The sequence below is a fragment of the Streptomyces sp. NPDC059003 genome (assembly GCF_042740445.1).
GTDB lineage: Bacteria > Actinomycetota > Actinomycetes > Streptomycetales > Streptomycetaceae > Streptomyces.
Genome location: NZ_JBHYJH010000077.1, coordinates 1 through 15,286, shown reverse-complemented (window position 1 = coordinate 15,286; position 15,286 = coordinate 1). Strand labels below are relative to the sequence as shown.

14 protein-coding genes and 1 pseudogene are annotated in these 15,286 nt (G+C 72.7%); 8 read left to right on the top strand and 7 right to left on the bottom strand.

Annotation, left to right across the window (positions count from 1 at the left end; all coding sequences use genetic code 11):
- Positions 1-73: 73 nt before the first annotated feature.
- Complete coding sequence (locus tag ACFWZ5_RS25230) at positions 74-673, bottom strand: LysE family translocator (RefSeq protein ID WP_384788039.1); 600 nt, start codon at positions 671-673, stop codon at positions 74-76.
- 28 nt (positions 674-701) lie between these two features.
- Here ACFWZ5_RS25230 and ACFWZ5_RS25225 point away from each other — a divergent pair, with 28 nt between their 5' ends.
- Complete coding sequence (locus ACFWZ5_RS25225; RefSeq protein WP_384788042.1) at positions 702-2,297, top strand: PLP-dependent aminotransferase family protein; 1,596 nt, start codon at positions 702-704, stop codon at positions 2,295-2,297.
- Between the two features lie 3 nt (positions 2,298-2,300).
- Here ACFWZ5_RS25225 and ACFWZ5_RS25220 read toward each other — a convergent pair whose 3' ends face one another.
- The gene (locus ACFWZ5_RS25220; protein ID WP_384788045.1) at positions 2,301-3,218 is read right to left on the bottom strand and encodes an NAD(P)-dependent oxidoreductase; all 918 of its coding nucleotides are present in this window, start codon (positions 3,216-3,218) and stop codon (positions 2,301-2,303) included.
- A 189-nt stretch (positions 3,219-3,407) separates the two neighbouring features.
- On the opposite strand from ACFWZ5_RS25220, the gene ACFWZ5_RS25215 reads away from it, so the two are divergent.
- A complete protein-coding gene (locus ACFWZ5_RS25215) occupies positions 3,408-4,004 on the top strand; it encodes a TetR/AcrR family transcriptional regulator (protein WP_384788048.1) in 597 nt (198 codons plus the stop codon).
- Between the two features lie 31 nt (positions 4,005-4,035).
- On the opposite strand, the gene ACFWZ5_RS25210 is transcribed toward ACFWZ5_RS25215, so the two are convergent.
- From ACFWZ5_RS25210 to ACFWZ5_RS25200, 3 genes are all read right to left on the bottom strand, one after another.
- Positions 4,036-5,313 carry a DUF6545 domain-containing protein gene (locus ACFWZ5_RS25210; protein WP_384788050.1) on the bottom strand — a complete coding sequence of 426 codons (1,278 nt, stop codon included), beginning with the start codon at positions 5,311-5,313 and terminating at the stop codon, positions 4,036-4,038.
- Complete coding sequence (locus ACFWZ5_RS25205; protein WP_384788053.1) at positions 5,313-5,936, bottom strand: hypothetical protein; 624 nt, start codon at positions 5,934-5,936, stop codon at positions 5,313-5,315. Before ACFWZ5_RS25205 ends, ACFWZ5_RS25210 begins: the two co-directional genes overlap by 1 nt.
- A gap of 242 nt (positions 5,937-6,178) precedes the next feature.
- Positions 6,179-7,468, bottom strand: coding sequence for a cytochrome P450 (locus ACFWZ5_RS25200; RefSeq protein ID WP_384788056.1), 1,290 nt, complete (start codon positions 7,466-7,468; stop codon positions 6,179-6,181).
- A gap of 346 nt (positions 7,469-7,814) precedes the next feature.
- On the opposite strand from ACFWZ5_RS25200, the gene ACFWZ5_RS25195 reads away from it, so the two are divergent.
- Together ACFWZ5_RS25195 and ACFWZ5_RS25190 are read left to right on the top strand one after the other, a co-directional pair.
- Positions 7,815-8,492, top strand: a complete 678-nt coding sequence (locus ACFWZ5_RS25195) for a transcriptional regulator (RefSeq protein ID WP_384788059.1) — start codon at positions 7,815-7,817, stop codon at positions 8,490-8,492.
- Between the two features lie 855 nt (positions 8,493-9,347).
- On the top strand, positions 9,348-9,800 hold the full coding sequence (locus ACFWZ5_RS25190; protein WP_384788062.1) for an NUDIX domain-containing protein: 453 nt from the start codon (positions 9,348-9,350) through the stop codon (positions 9,798-9,800).
- 174 nt (positions 9,801-9,974) lie between these two features.
- Here ACFWZ5_RS25190 and ACFWZ5_RS25185 read toward each other — a convergent pair whose 3' ends face one another.
- Complete coding sequence (locus tag ACFWZ5_RS25185) at positions 9,975-10,742, bottom strand: SDR family NAD(P)-dependent oxidoreductase (RefSeq protein ID WP_384788065.1); 768 nt, start codon at positions 10,740-10,742, stop codon at positions 9,975-9,977.
- The gene (locus tag ACFWZ5_RS25180; RefSeq protein ID WP_384788068.1) at positions 10,735-11,097 is read right to left on the bottom strand and encodes a hypothetical protein; all 363 of its coding nucleotides are present in this window, start codon (positions 11,095-11,097) and stop codon (positions 10,735-10,737) included. Before ACFWZ5_RS25180 ends, ACFWZ5_RS25185 begins: the two co-directional genes overlap by 8 nt.
- Positions 11,098-11,225: 128 nt before the next feature.
- Here ACFWZ5_RS25180 and ACFWZ5_RS25175 point away from each other — a divergent pair, with 128 nt between their 5' ends.
- From ACFWZ5_RS25175 to ACFWZ5_RS25160, 4 genes and pseudogenes are all read left to right on the top strand, one after another.
- Complete coding sequence (locus tag ACFWZ5_RS25175; protein ID WP_384788071.1) at positions 11,226-11,912, top strand: GntR family transcriptional regulator; 687 nt, start codon at positions 11,226-11,228, stop codon at positions 11,910-11,912.
- Positions 11,912-12,850, top strand: coding sequence for a dihydrodipicolinate synthase family protein (locus tag ACFWZ5_RS25170; protein ID WP_384788074.1), 939 nt, complete (start codon positions 11,912-11,914; stop codon positions 12,848-12,850). Before ACFWZ5_RS25175 ends, ACFWZ5_RS25170 begins: the two co-directional genes overlap by 1 nt.
- Positions 12,851-12,882: 32 nt before the next feature.
- Positions 12,883-14,634 carry an L-arabinonate dehydratase gene (gene araD, locus ACFWZ5_RS25165; RefSeq protein ID WP_384788077.1) on the top strand — a complete coding sequence of 584 codons (1,752 nt, stop codon included), beginning with the start codon at positions 12,883-12,885 and terminating at the stop codon, positions 14,632-14,634.
- Between the two features lie 100 nt (positions 14,635-14,734).
- Positions 14,735-15,286: pseudogene (locus tag ACFWZ5_RS25160) on the top strand (hypothetical protein); the annotation flags it as partial.

Below are 15,286 nucleotides of genomic sequence, written 5' to 3'. Positions count from 1 at the left end.
GGTGGTTGTTCCGATCGGGAGTCGGCGGTCAGGGGCGGGAGCGGCGGTCGGGGGCCGTCGTCGGGAGCGACGGTCAGAAGAAGGCCAGTTTGGCGGCGAGCGCGGCGAACGCGCCCGAGAAGACGCGCCGGAGCCAGGCCACCACCCGGGGACGCGTGATGACGTGGTCCCGCATCGCCGCGGCGAACTTCCCGTACGCGGCGAACACGACGAACGTCAACAGCATGAAGTACAGGCTGAGTTCGGTCATGCGCAGCAGCGCGTGCGGGTCGTCGTCGTGCACGAACTGCGGCAGGAACGCGAAGAAGAACAGCGTGAGCTTCGGGTTGAGGAGATTGACCAGGACGGCGTTCACGATCACGTCGCGCGCCGAGCGCGGCGCGCTGTCGCGCTCGGCGGTGAGCGCGCTCTTGTCGCGCAGCGTGTTCCACGCCATGTAGAGGAGGTACGCCACTCCGAGGTACTTGAGCGTCTGGAACGCCACCGCGCTGGCGTTCAGGAGCGCGGCGAGGCCCGTGATCGCGGCCAGCATGTGCGGAATGATGCCGAGGGTGCAGCCGAAGGCCGCGACGAGACTGGCGCGGGCGCCTCGCGAGAGACCGGCCGCGATCGTGTACAGGGCCCCGGTGCCCGGCGTCGCGGTGATGACGAGCGAGGTCAGCAGAAACTCCATGCCTTGACTCTGGCGCGACAATGGATCCATGAACAGGTCCAATGGATCTCCTTTCGACAGGTCCATAACGGCTGACTCGGGTTCTGCCTCGGGTTCCGTTGCGGCATCGGTCCCGGGCTCCGCCTCCGATTTTCTGCAGCTGAACACCGCCGAGGCCCCGAAGGGCGGCATGGCCGACTGGCTGGCGCGGCAGATCCGGCGCGCGGTCGCGGAGGGCCTGCTGCCGGTGGGGAGCAGGCTGCCCGCGACCCGGGTGCTCGCCGCGGAGCTCGGCGTGTCCCGGGGCGTGGTGACCGAGGCGTACCGGCGCCTGACGGAGGACGGGCACGTGGCGGGGCGGGGGAGGGGCGGAACGGTCGTGGTGGCCGTGCCCTTGAGGCGCCCGACAGGCCTCGGTGCGCGGAGCATCGGCACGGGGAGCACCGGTACGGGGAGCACCGGTACGGGGAGCACCGGTATGGGGAGTCCTGACGGTGCGTCGCCCGGCCGCGCCCTGTTCTCGGACCCGGACGCCACCGACGTCTTCGACGCCCTGCGCGCCGCGCCCGCCCGCATCGACCTGTCGCCGGGCCTGCCCGACCTCGCCGCGTTCCCCCGCGCGGCCTGGCTGCGGGCAGAGCGGTCCGTGCTCGCCGACCTGGTGCCCTCGGACTTCGGGTACGGCGACCCCCGTGGCACCCCGGCGCTGCGCCGTGCCGTCGCCCGGTGGCTGGCCCGCAACCGGGGGATCGCGGCGGACCCGGACGAGGTCCTGATCGTCGCCGGCACCGCCCAGGCGCTCGGCCTGCTCGCGACCCTGCTGCACGCGGAGGGCGTCGCGGACGTGGCCATCGAGGACCCGAGCTCCCTCGGCCTGCGCCAGCATCTGCACAACTCAGGGCTCAGGACACCGCCGGTCCGGGTGGACGCCCGGGGCATCCGCGTGGACGAGCTGCGCGCCACCGGCGCCCCGGCCGTCCTGCTGACCCCGGCCCACCAGTTCCCGACGGGCGTCGTCCTCGACGGCGTCCGGCGCCGCGAACTCGCCGACTGGACGCGCGACGGCGGCCTGATCATCGAGGACGACTACGACGCCGAGCACCGCTACGACCGGCCCCCCGTCCCGGCCCTGCGGTCCACGCTCGCCGACCACGTCTGTTACGCGGGCAGCGTCTCCAAGCTCCTCGCCCCCGCGCTGCGCGTGGGCTGGCTGCTCGCGCCCCGCCGCCATCTGGGCGCCCTCGCCGACGCCAAGCGCTTCGCCGACCTCGGCAACGCGGCACTCCCGCAGCTGGTCCTCGCCCACCTGATGGAGTCCGGCGAGCTGGAGCGCCACCTCCGCTTCCTGCGCAAACGCCATCGCGTCCGCCGCGACACCATGATCGAGGCCATCGCGGCCCACCTCCCGGGCGCCGTCGTCCACGGCGCCGCGGCGGGCCTGCACCTGATGGTCACCTTCGAGGACGGCACCGTCGGCGACGACATGGCCCTCGCGACGGCTGCCCTGGAGCACGGCGTGAAGGTCCAGCCCCTGTCCTGGCACACCCAGCGCCCGTACGGGCCCGGCCTGGTCCTCGGGTACGCGGCCAGCACGCCGACGGACATCGCGGAGGGGGTGGGCATCCTGGGCGGCCTGGTGCGCTGACCCTCACCGCGGGGGCGCCGTGCGGTCGGCCCGCTGCTCCGGGGGCGCCGTGCGGTCCGTCCGCGCCTCGATCGCGTGCAGCACCGCCACCATGTCGAGGCCACCGTGCCCCAGCTCCACCGTGTCGGCGAAGAGCCGGTGGCAGACGTCCAGGAGCGGCGAGGCGAGCTGGGAGGCGCGGGCCGCGTCGGCGACCAGCTGATTGTTCATCAGGACGTCCCGGGCGGCGGCCTGGACGGCGAAGTCGCGCTCCAGGAGCTTGGGCGCCTTCATACGGGACACGCCGCTCGCCATCGGCCCGGCGTCGAGGACGGCCAGGAACTGCCGCGGGTCGAGGCCCTGCCGCTCGGCGAAGTGGAACGACTCGGCGAGCCCGGTGACCGTCGTGATCAGGAACAGATTCACCGCGAGCTTCATCGTCAGCGCGTTCGGCACGTCGCCGCACACGAACGCCTCATGGCACAGGGGCCGCAGCAGCGGCCGTACCGTCTCCACCGCCGACGCCTCGCCCGCCAGCATCGCCACGAGCCGCCCGGCCTCGGCGGGTGTGCGGGAGCCGGACACGGGCGCCTCCACGTACCGCCCGCCCGCCGCGCGTATGTCCGCCTCGAGCCCGCGGGAGTACGCGGGCGACGTCGTCCCCATGTGCACGACGACGCGGTCGGCGACCCGCGCCGCGAACTCCCGGGTGCCGCGGCCGAGCGTGGCGTCGATCGCGGCGCCGTCGGCCAGCATGAGGAGGACGACGGGCGCCTTCTCCAGGACCTCGCCGGGTCCCGCCGCCACGTGCGCCCCCGCGGCGCGCAGGGGCTCGGCCTTGGCGGCGGTGCGGCTCCAGACGATCAGCTCTGCGCCGGAACGGGCCAGATTGAGCGCCATGGGCTGCCCCATGACACCGAGCCCCAGGAATCCCACGTCCACTGCACACCCCGCCTCTGGCCCACTCGATGCGCCATCGACCTCGTCTTCTATGACACTCGTCATAGTAGCCCGCGACGCGGCGCCCGGCACGGGGAATGCGGCTGCCTAAGCTGACCTGGGCCGCGACCCGCGAAGGCCGCGCGCCATGGAAGGTGCGAGCCACGCACCGTACGACCTGGGAGGCCGACAATGGGGTCCGAGCGAGGGCCGCGTGAGCGCATGGTGTTCAGCGCGGCCCAGTTGATGCGCCGTCACGGCGTCGCCGCCACCGGGCTGCGGGACGTCGTCACCCACGCGCGGGCGCCGCGCGGCTCGCTCCAGCACTACTTCCCCGGCGGCAAGGAGCAGTTGGTCAACGAGGCCGTGGAGTGGGGCGGGACCTACGCGGCCAAGCGCGTCGCCCGGTTCCTCGACGCGCTGCCGGAGCCCACGCCGAGCGGGCTGCTCGCGGAGATGGTGCGGCAGTGGACCGACGAGCTCCAGGCGGCGCCGGGCGCCACGACGGGCTGCCCCGTGGCCGCGGCCGTCGTGGACTGCGGGGACACCGCCGAGTCCACCAGGACCGCCGCGGCGGAGGCGTTCGCCCGCTGGACGCGGCCGGTGGCCCGGGCGCTCACGGACATGGGCGTCCCGGCGGGCCGGGCCGACGCCCTGGCCACGCTCATGATCAGCGCGGTCGAGGGGGCACTGCTCATCGCCCGCGCCGAGCGGGACGTACGCGCGCTGACGACGGTGGTCCAGGAGCTCGGCCCGCTCCTGGACGCGGCCGTCACCGAGAGGCCGTGACCGGGGTCCTGTCGCCGGCTCGTCCCGTTGTTCACCGGCGCGCCGTGACGTCGTACGCCGCCGGGTCCCGCCGGACGAGCGCGACCGCCTCGGTGACGACCGGATGGCTGAGGTACCGGGCGACGAGCACGAGGTGCGCGCGCTCCGCGGCGGCGGGGACGTCCTCCCCGGGCAGCGCCGCGAGACGGATGTCCGCGGGCGGCTCGCCGTCCCCGCGCGCCCCGGCGGCGTACAGCAGGGTCGCCGCGGCCTGGGCCGCCACCACGTCCGCCGCGGTGAAACCGCCGTCGCCGCGGGCCAGGTGCGCCACGGCGCGGGCGGGCGCGTCGCTCATCCACGGGCTGAGGCTGCGGGCGCCGTCGCGGATCTCGACGAGCTTGCGGGACAGGGCGATGCGCGTGTCCCAGCCGCTCCACAGGAGCCCGGGGGCCAGCACCAGTTGGGGGTTGGCGCGGACCACGGTGCGCCACAGGGGACGCAGGGTCTGGTAGTCGCGGCGCTCCTCGCGGCGTGCGGTGACCGTGAGGCGGCCCAGGCCGTGGTTGGCGGCGAGTCCGCTGGCGATGGTCGCGAGCCAGGCGCAGTCGGCGAGGTGGTCGAGGCCGTGGTCGCCGCCGACCGCGTGGAACATGGCGGTCAGGGAGCAGACGACGTGTGCGAGGTCGAGGGCGAGCGCGACGGCGAACCAGGCCACGGACCGGTGCAGGTCCTTGGCCAGCGCGCCGGAGCCCTCGGGCGGAGGGCGAACCCCCTGCTCCGCAGCCGTGGGCCCGGGGGAGGGGGCGATCAGGCCCCGGCACTGGAGCAGGGTCGCGACGACGCCGGTGATCAGGGCCGTCAGGTAGACGAGCTGGAGCGCGACGACCTGCGGCACGTGCGCGTAGGCGGCGGCGAAGCGGATCGGGCGTGCGGGTCCTGACAGGTCCGCCCGGACGTAGAGGACGGTCATGGCGGCGATCGCGCCCGCGTAGAGCGGCGTCCAGGTGAGGACGGCGCGGCGCAGCACGCGGGGGGTGCTGCGCGCCGGGTGCCACAGCTGTGTCATCAGGTGGGCGTGGGCGACGCACAGCAGGGTCGCGCAGTTGATGAGCAGGGCGGGCAGGTTGGGGGAGCCGAGGGCCGCGCCGACGGGCCGGTAGACGGCCGGGGCGGCGAGCAGGAAGATCACCGCGGCGTGCGCGAGCACCGAGGCCGTGAGCTTGAGCGTGAGGTCGGGCTCGTGGCGGGCCGCGAGGGCCTTGGAGACGCACAGGACGAACGTGCCCGCGGCGATGGTCAGGTTGACCACGGTGAACAGCGCGGACCCCATCAGACGTCCGACCAACGGTTGGCGAAGGCCGAGGTGAGCGACCCCGTGCGGCTGCCACCGTCGTCCAGGGACAGCATCAGCAGGCCGATCGTGGCGAAGACCTCCGCCGACCACTCCTCGTCCTCCTCGTACCCGGTCCGCAACTGGGCGGGGCGGGAGAGGACTTCGTGCACGACGTCGGCGGGCAGCGAGGGCATCTGGTCGGTGAGCGTGCCGAGGCCGAGCAGGTCGCAGGCGGCGACGGGCAGGGCGTCGTCGGCGGCCGGGGCCCCGCGGAGCAGGTGGTACAGCTCGTGCAGCAGGACGTGCAGGCCCTGCCGCTCGCTGGTGTTGGCGGTGACGACGACGGTGTCCTTGTCCTGTCCCTGGACGCAGAATCCGCTCACATGGGGCGGAAGCGCCAGGCGCAGCACGGTGATCGGGCGTTGGCGCTCACGCGCGACGGCGTCGATCAGGTCCTGGAGGCCCTGGCCGGGGCGCAGTCCGAGGTCCACGCGGATGATGCGGGTGGCCCGGCGGCGGGCCCTGGCCCAGGCGCGGTGCTTGCGCACGGCGGTCCGGGCACGGGCGGCGGCGTCGACCGCGGAGGTCAGGCGCGGGCGGTGCCATGACGTGGCGGGCACGCTCCACGCTCCCTACGTGACGGTGTGTGCAGGCCGACATGCGCAGAGACACTATCAAGCGGGTCGGGCGCGGCTCCGGGGGCCCGTGTCGCCTGCAACGCCCCGGGAGGAGCGGTGGATTCACGGCTTCGCCAGGTTGCGGATGCAAGGCTTCACCAGAGAGCGGATCGAAGGCTTCACCACCTCACCGCCGAAGCCTCGCCAGACCACCGCCGAGGCCTCGCCAGACCACCGACGAAGCCTCACCAGATGCTCGACCGGCGCCTTTGGCCGGGCGTGACCGCCGCCCGCGCGGAGAGCCTGACCGGCAGCGACCGCACGGAGTTGGACGCGTAACTCGGCAGCGGAACCAGCGCGTCCCGATCCGTCAGCGCCATGTCGAAGGCGTGGAACAGCGCGTGCAGCGCGGTTCCCGCCACCATCCGGGCCAGCGGCGCGCCCACGCAGTAGTGCGCGCCCCGGGCGAAGGCGAGGTGCTGGTCGGCGTCCTCGCGGGTCACGTCGAACGCGTCGGCGTCCGGCCCGAACCGGCCGTGGTCGCGCCCCGTGGCGGCCAGGCAGACCAGGACGGGCTCGCCCGCCCGTACGGTCACCCTGGTGCCCGGCACGTCCACGTCCGCGGCGGCGTAGCGGAACATCACGGTGTGCACCGGGCAGTCCCGGCGCAGCGTCTCCTCGACGACACCGGACCAGTCGGTGCCCGCGGCCCCGTCGTGCGCGAGGGCGAGCTGACCGGGGTGCTCCAGGAGGCCGCGTACGGCGTTGGTGATGAGGTTCTGGCTGGTCTCGTGGCCGGCGAAGAGGAACAGGAACAGGGTCTCGCTCAACTCCCGGGCGCCGAGCCGGGCTTCCTCGCCGCCGTGCGCGTCGAGCAGCGCGGAGGTGAGGTCGTCGCCGGGCCGGGCGCGCTTGGACGCGATGAGGGCGTCGATCACCTCCTGGATGCCGGCGTCGGCCTCCTGGGCGCGGGCCGGGGTGGTGCGGCTGTCGTGCAGCGCCCCGTAGTGGTCGGCCAGGCGCTGTCGGCCGGCCGGGTCCGTGAGGCCGAACAGCTCGCAGATGACGGCCATGGGCAGCGGGAAGGCGAACCGCTGCCGCAGGTCGACGGGTGCCGCCGGGGCCTCGGCGGCGCGTTCGGCGAGGTCGCGGACGAGCCCGGCGGTGAGCTCCTCGACGCGGGGCCGGAGCCGGGCCACCCTGCGGGGGGTGAACGCCCTGTTGACCAGGGAGCTGAGCCGCCGGTGGTCGGCTCCGTCCATGGTGAGCATGCCGGCGACGGTGATGAGCCGCAGCAGGGGCCAGCCGTCGGGGAGTTCGCCGTTCGCGTACGCCGCCCAGTGGCGCGGGTTCTTGCGGAACCCCTGGTGCCGGAACACCTCGTTGGCGGTGGAGTGGTCGGCGGTGGCCCACGCCCGCACCGGTCCCGGCAGTTCCACCGGGATCAGGGGTCCCAGGGCACGGATGCGGTGGCCCTCCGCGGGCACGTCGGTGGCGTACTCGTCGAGGCGGAGCAAGGGGTGCGCGAGATCCATCAAGGGCCTTAGGCAGGAGGGGCAGAGGCAGGTGTGGGGGTCATCGCATCGGGTTCCGGGGCGGACGGAGGGCGGGCGGCGGGCGGGCGGCGGGCGGGAGTTGACGGCCTGGTCGTCGGCGGCCGGCGCGGTGCCACGGCGGGGATCGCGGTGCTCGGTCGGGCACCGGGAGGAGCAGGCCCGTACCGCCGCGATCGGGCGCATGGACCCCGAGCCGATCACGCGCAGATCCTGATGCACGCGCAGGTTGCGTGTCAACAATTGAGGACACCGCTGGCCGGGGTCGGTCGAGGTGGCTACGCTCAGGGACGCCCAACGAGTTCGGTGGCCCCATGGAGACCTTCAGGTGAACGCAGTCGACCACCAACCGGCGCCTGCACACGAGATCGCCCGCCTCCTCGACGACGTCGAGGCCTACGCCCGGCGCCTGGGGACGTCCCGCGGCCGTCTCCTGGACGTCACGCTCATCTCCCGCACGACGGGCATCGAGCCCGCCCGGGTGCGCGCCCTGCTCGCGGGCGAGCCCCCGGAGGAGGAGCCGCGCGAGAAGTACGCGCGCGAGGGCTTCCGCAAGGCGCTGTTCCAACAGCGCCTGCGCTTCCTGCAGCGCACCCGTCTGAAGGCGACGCCGACGGGCAAGGAGCCGTACGGGCTGCGGGAGATCTCCCGGGCGACGGGCATCTCCGCGCAGCACGTGTCGAACCTGCTCAACGGCGAGCGCGGCGCCAACCACGACCACGCGGCCCGCCTGGAGCTGTTCTTCGGCGTACCGGAGGGCTTCTGCTCCCGCACGGAAGGGGCGGCGCTCGTCGCGTACTTGCGCCGCATGGTCAACGAGGACCTGCCGAAGCTCGCGACGCGGGCGGTGCTGCAGGAGCTGGGTGCCCGCTCCGTGGCGCTGCGCAGCACGGGGGACGGCGCACAGATCGACACGCTGCGTGATCTTCTCCCCGCCCTCGACGAAGTGGTGAAGCTGATGCGGCAGCGCAATCCGGAGGTCAGGGGGCCCGGCCGGGAGGCATAGCGGCGGAGGTCGCCGCCGTGCTACGCGCGTTGCGGGCGGGCGCGCGCGGGCTGCCGGGGCGCACCGCGGACGAACAGAAGAACGACATGCGTGTGACATGCGTCGTTCTCAATCGTTGACACCGCGTGTGATATTGCATCAGGATCTGTCTCACGCCAGAGCCGGGGGGCAGGTTGGCTCTGACGGCGAGCGACGCCTGCCCGTTGGTTCCATTCGTTTCACGGCCTGTTTCCGGGGCTTCCCGCATGGGGGTGGGAGGCGTCGGTGAGCAGCCACCCGACTCTGCGGCACCTCAGTCGGCGACGGCGCCGAGCTGCGGTGTTCTGGAGGGCACGCCCGCCCGCGTCGCGTTGTGGGGTTGGTCGGCCCGCGAGTGGAACGACTGGTGCACCAGGTGATCCATGACCCCGTGGTTCGGCAGGACCACGGAGCCGGGGGAGGAACGATGAACAGGCCGCGGCAGCGCGTGGCGCCTTCGAGCCCGTCGAGGGTGGCCACGAGTGCGGCAGCTGTCGCGCCCTGTCCGCGGTGCGAAGTCCCGCACCGCAGAACGGTCGTTTCGGTCCGACACGCTCGGAACGCCCCGTGTCCGCTTGATTCCCGGTGTGGGGGCACCGGGAGAGGTAGACGGGTTCTCCGCGCGTGGCCCGGTGGCATGTCCAGTGGACATGACGCCGGGCTGTTCCATAGCAACAGGTCATGGCCCGCGGCGACGGCCCCGAGAAGGGGTCCGCGCACGGGAGGCGACTGCCGGTCCGCTTTATCACCAGGTGTACGCCTATGAGCCCAGGGGGGCTTGCCCGAGCCCCTTTCGCTGGTGCTCACGTCATGTCTTGGCTAAGTCAGGAAGATGCCATGGATACTGTCGCACCGCCCCTCGCCGCGTCGGCGGGGGCAATCATCACCGATGAACACGGTGATGTGCTCATGGTCAACCCGGTGTACACGGCGTACTGGAACCTCCCGGGAGGCCATATCGATGGAGAGGAGAGCCCGAGCCTCGCCTGCGCTCGTGAGATCCGTCAGGAACTGGGTCTCGACGTCCAGGTCGGCGACCTGCTGGTGGTCGCCTGGGTCGACACCGGCGGTCAGATGCCGCGCGTCTACTACATTTTCGACGCCGGAGTGGTGAGCGCGAAGCAGCGGCGCTCGATCCGCGTGCAGGAGGGCGGCGTGGGCAAGTACGGCTTCGTCGCCCCCGACCGGATCGGGACCTCGCTGATCCCGCCGTTCGCCCAGTCGCTGTGGGCGGCGGCCCTCACCGCACGCAAGGAACAGCGCCTGGTCTGCCTCGAAGTCGAGATCTGACCGCCGCCGTGCCAGAGGTGAGCGTCACGCGGGAGAGCGCCGAGCCGACCGGTCCCTGTCCCGATGGCCTGACCTCATGAGAAGGGTTGCCGCCCGTGCCCGTGCACGGGCGGCAACCGCATGTCGTCCGCGCGTCCTGCGTGCGTCGTCCGCACGCCGGGCAAGCGCCGGGCGTCAGCGCATAAGGACCCCGCCGTTGATGTCGTACGTGGCGCCGGTGATGAACCCGGCCCGCTCGCCGGCCAGATAGAGCACCAGGTCCGCCACCTCCTGCGGGTCCGCGATGCGCCCCACCGGCACGCGCCGGGTCATCTCCGCCAGCTTCTCCTCGCCGACCGTGCGGACCATCGGCGTGTCGATCATCGCGGGCGCGACGGCGTTCACCGTGATGCCGTCGGCGGCGAGCTCCGTCGCGAAGACCCGGGTCAGCGCGATCAGACCCGCCTTGGACGCGCCGTAGTGCGGCGCGGTGGGCCGGGCGGTCTGCCCGGCGACCGACACCATGTTGACGATCCGTCCGCCGCGCGCCCGGCGGCGCATGTCCTCCGCGACCGCCCGCGTGAGGAAGAACGTGCCGGTGAGATTGGTCCGGAAGACCCCGTCCCACTCCTCCGGAGTGATCTCCCACAGACTGCTCATCGGGGCGCGGGCGGCGTTGTTGACGAGTACGTCGACACCGCCCCACCGGTCCACGACGGCCTGCTGTGCGGCCCGCACCTGCTCCAGGTCGCCGAGGTCCGCGGTGACGGGCAGCACGCGCCCGCCGTCCGGGTCGAGGGAGCGGGCGGTCTCTTCGTTGGTGGCGGAATCGAAGTCCAGGAGGGCCACGCGGGCACCCTGTGCGTGGAAGGAGCGGGCGATGGCCGCGCCCAGGCCCTGAGCGGCACCCGTGACGAGCACGGTGCGCCCGGCGAAGTCCGCGGCAACGGGCGAGTCACTCATTGCCGAAGAACAACTCCCGCCCCACCCGGGCCTCGATGCGCAGATACCGCCACAGCTGGTGCTCGCCCACGGGCGCGTCACGGATGATGGAGCACACGCGCGCGACGGCCGTGAGATCCGGCGCGTCGGCGAGGATGTACGAGGTCCAGGGGTACGCGGCGGACGCCCCCACCATCAACTGGTCGTCGTCCATGGTCCCGAGCACGGTGAGCCCGAACCGCTCGCCGAGCCCGCCGAAGGCGTCCGGCAGCACGCGCGCCACCTCGGCCCGCTCATCGGCACGGGCGGAGAAGAAGTCCTGGGTCACCCCGATGCAGAACAGGACCCGCAGGGGTGTGGTCGATTTGTCGATCATGAACCAACCGTACGGCACCCCTTTTCTCTGTCAGAAGCGTTGACCCATCGCCGCCCTCCTCCTACCTTCGACGCGTCGGCGTCGTACGTCATATACGAGACGTGATACGCGAGATCCGAGAGGCACACATGACCTCCGTTCCCGTACCGATCCCCTCCCGCACCCAGTTCGTCCAGGACGCGATCAAGCACCGGATCCTCACGGGGGAGTTGCGTCCGGGGCAGGCCCTGGTGGAGACCGAGCTCGCCGAGCGGTTCGGGGTGTCCAAGACCCCCGTGCGGGAGGCGCTGAAGACGCTGGCCGGCACGGGGCTCGTGGTGATGAGTCAGTACAAGGGCGCCGCGGTGCGCAGGGTGGACGCGGACATGGCGCGTGCGGTGTACGACGTGCGGCTGCTCCTCGAGCCGGAGGCGCTGCGGCGGACGGTGCGGCGCGGCGCCTCGCTCGCCGCTGCGGGGGACGCGCTGGCCCGCGCCGACGCGGCCGCGGACACCGCCGAACGCTCCCTCGCCAACCGGGAGTTCCACCGCGCCCTGTATCTGCCGTGCGGCAACCCGCTGCTCGGGCGGATGCTCGACGAGGTGCGGGACCAGGCCGCCCTGGTCTCCACCGTCGCCTGGGCCGCCGAGCCGTCCTGGGAACGGGAGGCGGACGAGCACCGCGAGATCCTGCGGCTCGCCCTGGAGGGCGACGGGGACGGCGCGGCGCGGGCCCTGCACGCACACATCGCGTCGTTCGTGGGGCGAGCCTTCCCCGCGGCGGACGAGGAAGCGCGGGCTGTCCGCGTGGCGGGCGAGGAAGGAGGGCGGGCGTGATGGCGTACGAGACGCAGAGGACGTACGAGACTCAGAGGACGTACGAGACGCAGCGGGCCGCACTCGCCGACGTGGTGGCCATCCCGGTGACCCCCTTCGCCGCGCAGGGTGCCGTCGACCAGGGCGCCTACCGGGCCCTGCTGCGCCGGCTGCTCGACGGCGGCGTGCGCACGCTGACGCCCAACGGCAACACCGGCGAGTTCTACGCGCTCACGCCCGAAGAACGGCGCCTGGTCACGGAGGTGACCGTCGCGGAGGCGGGGGAGCGGGGCGTCGTCCTCGTCGGGGTCGGGCACGATCTGGCCACCGCGAAGGCCGCCGCCCGGCACGCCCGCGACGTCGGGGCACAGATGGTGATGGTCCATCAGCCCGTGCACCCGTACGTGGCGGAAGCGGGCTGGGTCGACTACCACCGGGCGATCGCCGATTCCGTGCCCGACCTTGGCGTCGTCCCGTACGTGCGCAATCCCCTCATCCCCGGGGCGCGGCTCGCCGAACTCGCCGACGGCTGCCCCAATGTCGTGGGCGTGAAGTACGCGGTCCCGGACGCGGCCCGGTTCGCCGCCTTCGCGCGGGACGCGGGCCTGGACCGCTTCGTGTGGGTGGCCGGGCTCGCCGAGCCGTACGCGCCCTCGTACTTCTCGGCGGGCGCGACGGGCTTCACCTCGGGGCTCGTCAACGTGAGCCCCCGCCTCTCGCTGTCCATGCTCGCGGCGCTGCGCAGCGGTGACTACCCGGCGGCGATGAAGGTGTGGGAGCGGATCCGCCCCTTCGAGGAGCTGCGTGCCGCCGACGCCTCCGCGAACAACGTCGCCGTGGTCAAGGAGGCCCTCGCGTCACTCGGCCTGTGCCGCCGGGAGGTGCGGCCGCCCAGCCGGCCGCTGCCGGAGGAGCGGCGCGCCGAGGTCGCCGCGATCGCCGCGGGGTGGGCCCTGTGACCGACGGACCGGCTCGCGGAACGACCCACGGAATGACCCACGGAACGACCCCGATCCGTGCTCCCGAGTCGCTGCGCAGCCACCAGTGGTACGGCAGTGGCGTCTCGTCGGGCCTGCGCTCCTTCAGCCACCGTGCCCGCACCCGTCAGCTGGGCTATCTGCCCGAGGAGCACCTGGGCAAGCCGGTCGTCGCGATCCTCAACACCTGGTCGGACATCAACCCGTGCCACGTCCATCTGCGCGACCGGGCGCAGGCGGTCAAGCGCGGGGTGTGGCAGGCGGGGGGCTTCCCGCTGGAGTTCCCCGTCGCCACGCTGAGCGAGACCTTCCAGAAGCCCACGCCCATGCTCTACCGGAACCTCCTCGCCATGGAGACCGAGGAGTTGCTGCGGTCCTATCCGGTGGACGGCGCGGTGCTGCTCGGCGGCTGCGACAAGTCGACGCCCGCGCTGCTCATGGGCGCGGCCTCCGTCGACCTGCCGACCGTGTTCGTCCCTGCGGGACCCATGCTGCCCGGCCGCTGGCGCGGCGAGACCCTCGGCTCCGGCACCGACATGTGGAAGTACTGGGACGACATGCGGGCCGGGCTGATCGGCGACTGCGAGCTGACCGAGCTGGAGAACGGGCTTGCGCGCTCGCCCGGGCACTGCATGACGATGGGCACCGCCGCCACGCTCACCGCTGCCGCGGAAGCCCTCGGCGTCACGCTGCCCGGCGCCTCGTCCATCCCCGCCGTCGCCTCCGAGCACGACCGCATGGCGGCGGCCAGCGGCCTGCGCATCGTCGAACTCGTCCACCGCGACCGGAGGTTGTCGGACCTCCTGACCGCGGACGCCTTCGCCGACGCGGTCACCACCGTCGTCGGCCTGGGCGGCTCGACCAACGCCGTCATCCATCTGATCGCGATGGCGGGGCGCGCCGGGGTCCGGCTCACGCTCGACGACTTCGACCGCATCGCCCGCACCGTGCCGGTCCTCGCCAACGTCCGCCCCGGCGGCGACACGTATCTGATGGAGGACTTCCACTTCGCGGGCGGCCTGCCGGGGTTCCTCTCCCGCATCCCCGACCTGCTGCACCTGGACCGGCCCACCGTGGCGCACGAGACGCTGCGCGAGCAGCTCGCGGGCGCGCGCGTCCACGACGACGACGTGATCCGACCGCGGGCCGAGCCGGTCGCGGCCGAGGGCGGGCTCGCCGTGCTGCGCGGCAACCTGTGCCCCGACGGCGCGGTGATCAAGCACATCAACGCCGAGCCGCGCCTGCTGCGGCACACAGGACCGGCCGTCGTGTTCGACGACTACCGGACCATGCGGCGCACCATCGACTACCCGGACCTCGGCATCACCGCCGACAGCGTGCTCGTGCTGCGGGGCGCCGGGCCCAAGGGCGGCCCCGGCATGCCCGAGTACGGCATGCTGCCGATTCCGGACCACCTGCTGAAGCAGGGGGTGCGCGACATGGTGCGGATCTCCGACGCCCGGATGAGCGGCACGAGCTACGGCACCTGCGTGCTGCACGTGGCCCCCGAGTCACACGTCGGCGGACCGCTCGCCCTGGTCCGCACCGGGGACCCGATCACCCTCGACGTAGAGGCGCGCAGCCTCCGACTCGACGTAACGGAAGAGGAGCTGAGCCGCAGAAGAGCCGCCTGGACACCACCGCCCAACCGATACGAGCGCGGCTACGGCGCGCTCCACAACGACCAGATCACCCAGGCGAACACCGGCTGCGACTTCGCGTTCCTCTCCGGACCGGGCCGAACCCCGGACCCGCACGCGGACTGACCGCGCACGTCGGGACGGGTGGAGGCGTGGCCAATTCGCGCACTTGTCGACTTGTCCATGCATGCCACCCTTTTCAGTTCAACCGGACAAAGGGGGGTTCGTGCCAAGCCTCGGTATCTTCGGCAAGAGGAACGACAACAGTGACCTGCTCCACCAGGTCCTGACCGAACTGGCGGTACTCAGCCAGCGGGTCACCGACCAGCAGCACGCCGCCGACCAAGCCCGCCAGGACGCCACCGCGGCCGTCACCACGGGACTCGCGGAGATCCGTGCCGTCGTCCGCGACGGTCTTGCTCGCGGCAACGACACCATCCGTGACCCGCTCACCAGTATCAACACCGAGCTTGTCGCCGTCCGGGCGGCACTCAACAGCCTCACCCGCGACAGGTCATCAGCAGAGCCGGCGCAGCCGGTACAGCCCGTCCACGCCGACCCCGTACCGGCAGGCGACGAGCCCTCGCGCCGGGACAGCCCCGACGGCGAGCACCGTGAGCTCCTCCGCAAAGCCGCGGGCATCTCCGCCGCCACGCTTCAGGCGCACCGGGACACCTGGGCGTTCATCGTTGAACACGCCGGAGGGGACCGGCACTTCCATATCCCGGGGCACGTCACCGAACACGCGGGCACGGTCACCGTCGACGTCTCCGGACTC

Coding starts and splice junctions, on each gene's coding strand:
- ACFWZ5_RS25230 (WP_384788039.1), bottom strand. CDS start 673: ATGGAGTTTCTGCTGACCTCGCTCGTCATCACCGCGACGCCGGGCACC.
- ACFWZ5_RS25225 (WP_384788042.1), top strand. CDS start 702: ATGAACAGGTCCAATGGATCTCCTTTCGACAGGTCCATAACGGCTGAC.
- ACFWZ5_RS25215 (WP_384788048.1), top strand. CDS start 3,408: ATGGGGTCCGAGCGAGGGCCGCGTGAGCGCATGGTGTTCAGCGCGGCC.
- ACFWZ5_RS25210 (WP_384788050.1), bottom strand. CDS start 5,313: ATGGGGTCCGCGCTGTTCACCGTGGTCAACCTGACCATCGCCGCGGGC.
- ACFWZ5_RS25200 (WP_384788056.1), bottom strand. CDS start 7,468: ATGGATCTCGCGCACCCCTTGCTCCGCCTCGACGAGTACGCCACCGAC.
- ACFWZ5_RS25190 (WP_384788062.1), top strand. CDS start 9,348: ATGGATACTGTCGCACCGCCCCTCGCCGCGTCGGCGGGGGCAATCATC.
- ACFWZ5_RS25185 (WP_384788065.1), bottom strand. CDS start 10,742: ATGAGTGACTCGCCCGTTGCCGCGGACTTCGCCGGGCGCACCGTGCTC.
- ACFWZ5_RS25180 (WP_384788068.1), bottom strand. CDS start 11,097: ATGATCGACAAATCGACCACACCCCTGCGGGTCCTGTTCTGCATCGGG.
- ACFWZ5_RS25175 (WP_384788071.1), top strand. CDS start 11,226: ATGACCTCCGTTCCCGTACCGATCCCCTCCCGCACCCAGTTCGTCCAG.
- ACFWZ5_RS25170 (WP_384788074.1), top strand. CDS start 11,912: ATGGCGTACGAGACGCAGAGGACGTACGAGACTCAGAGGACGTACGAG.
- araD (WP_384788077.1), top strand. CDS start 12,883: ATGACCCACGGAACGACCCCGATCCGTGCTCCCGAGTCGCTGCGCAGC.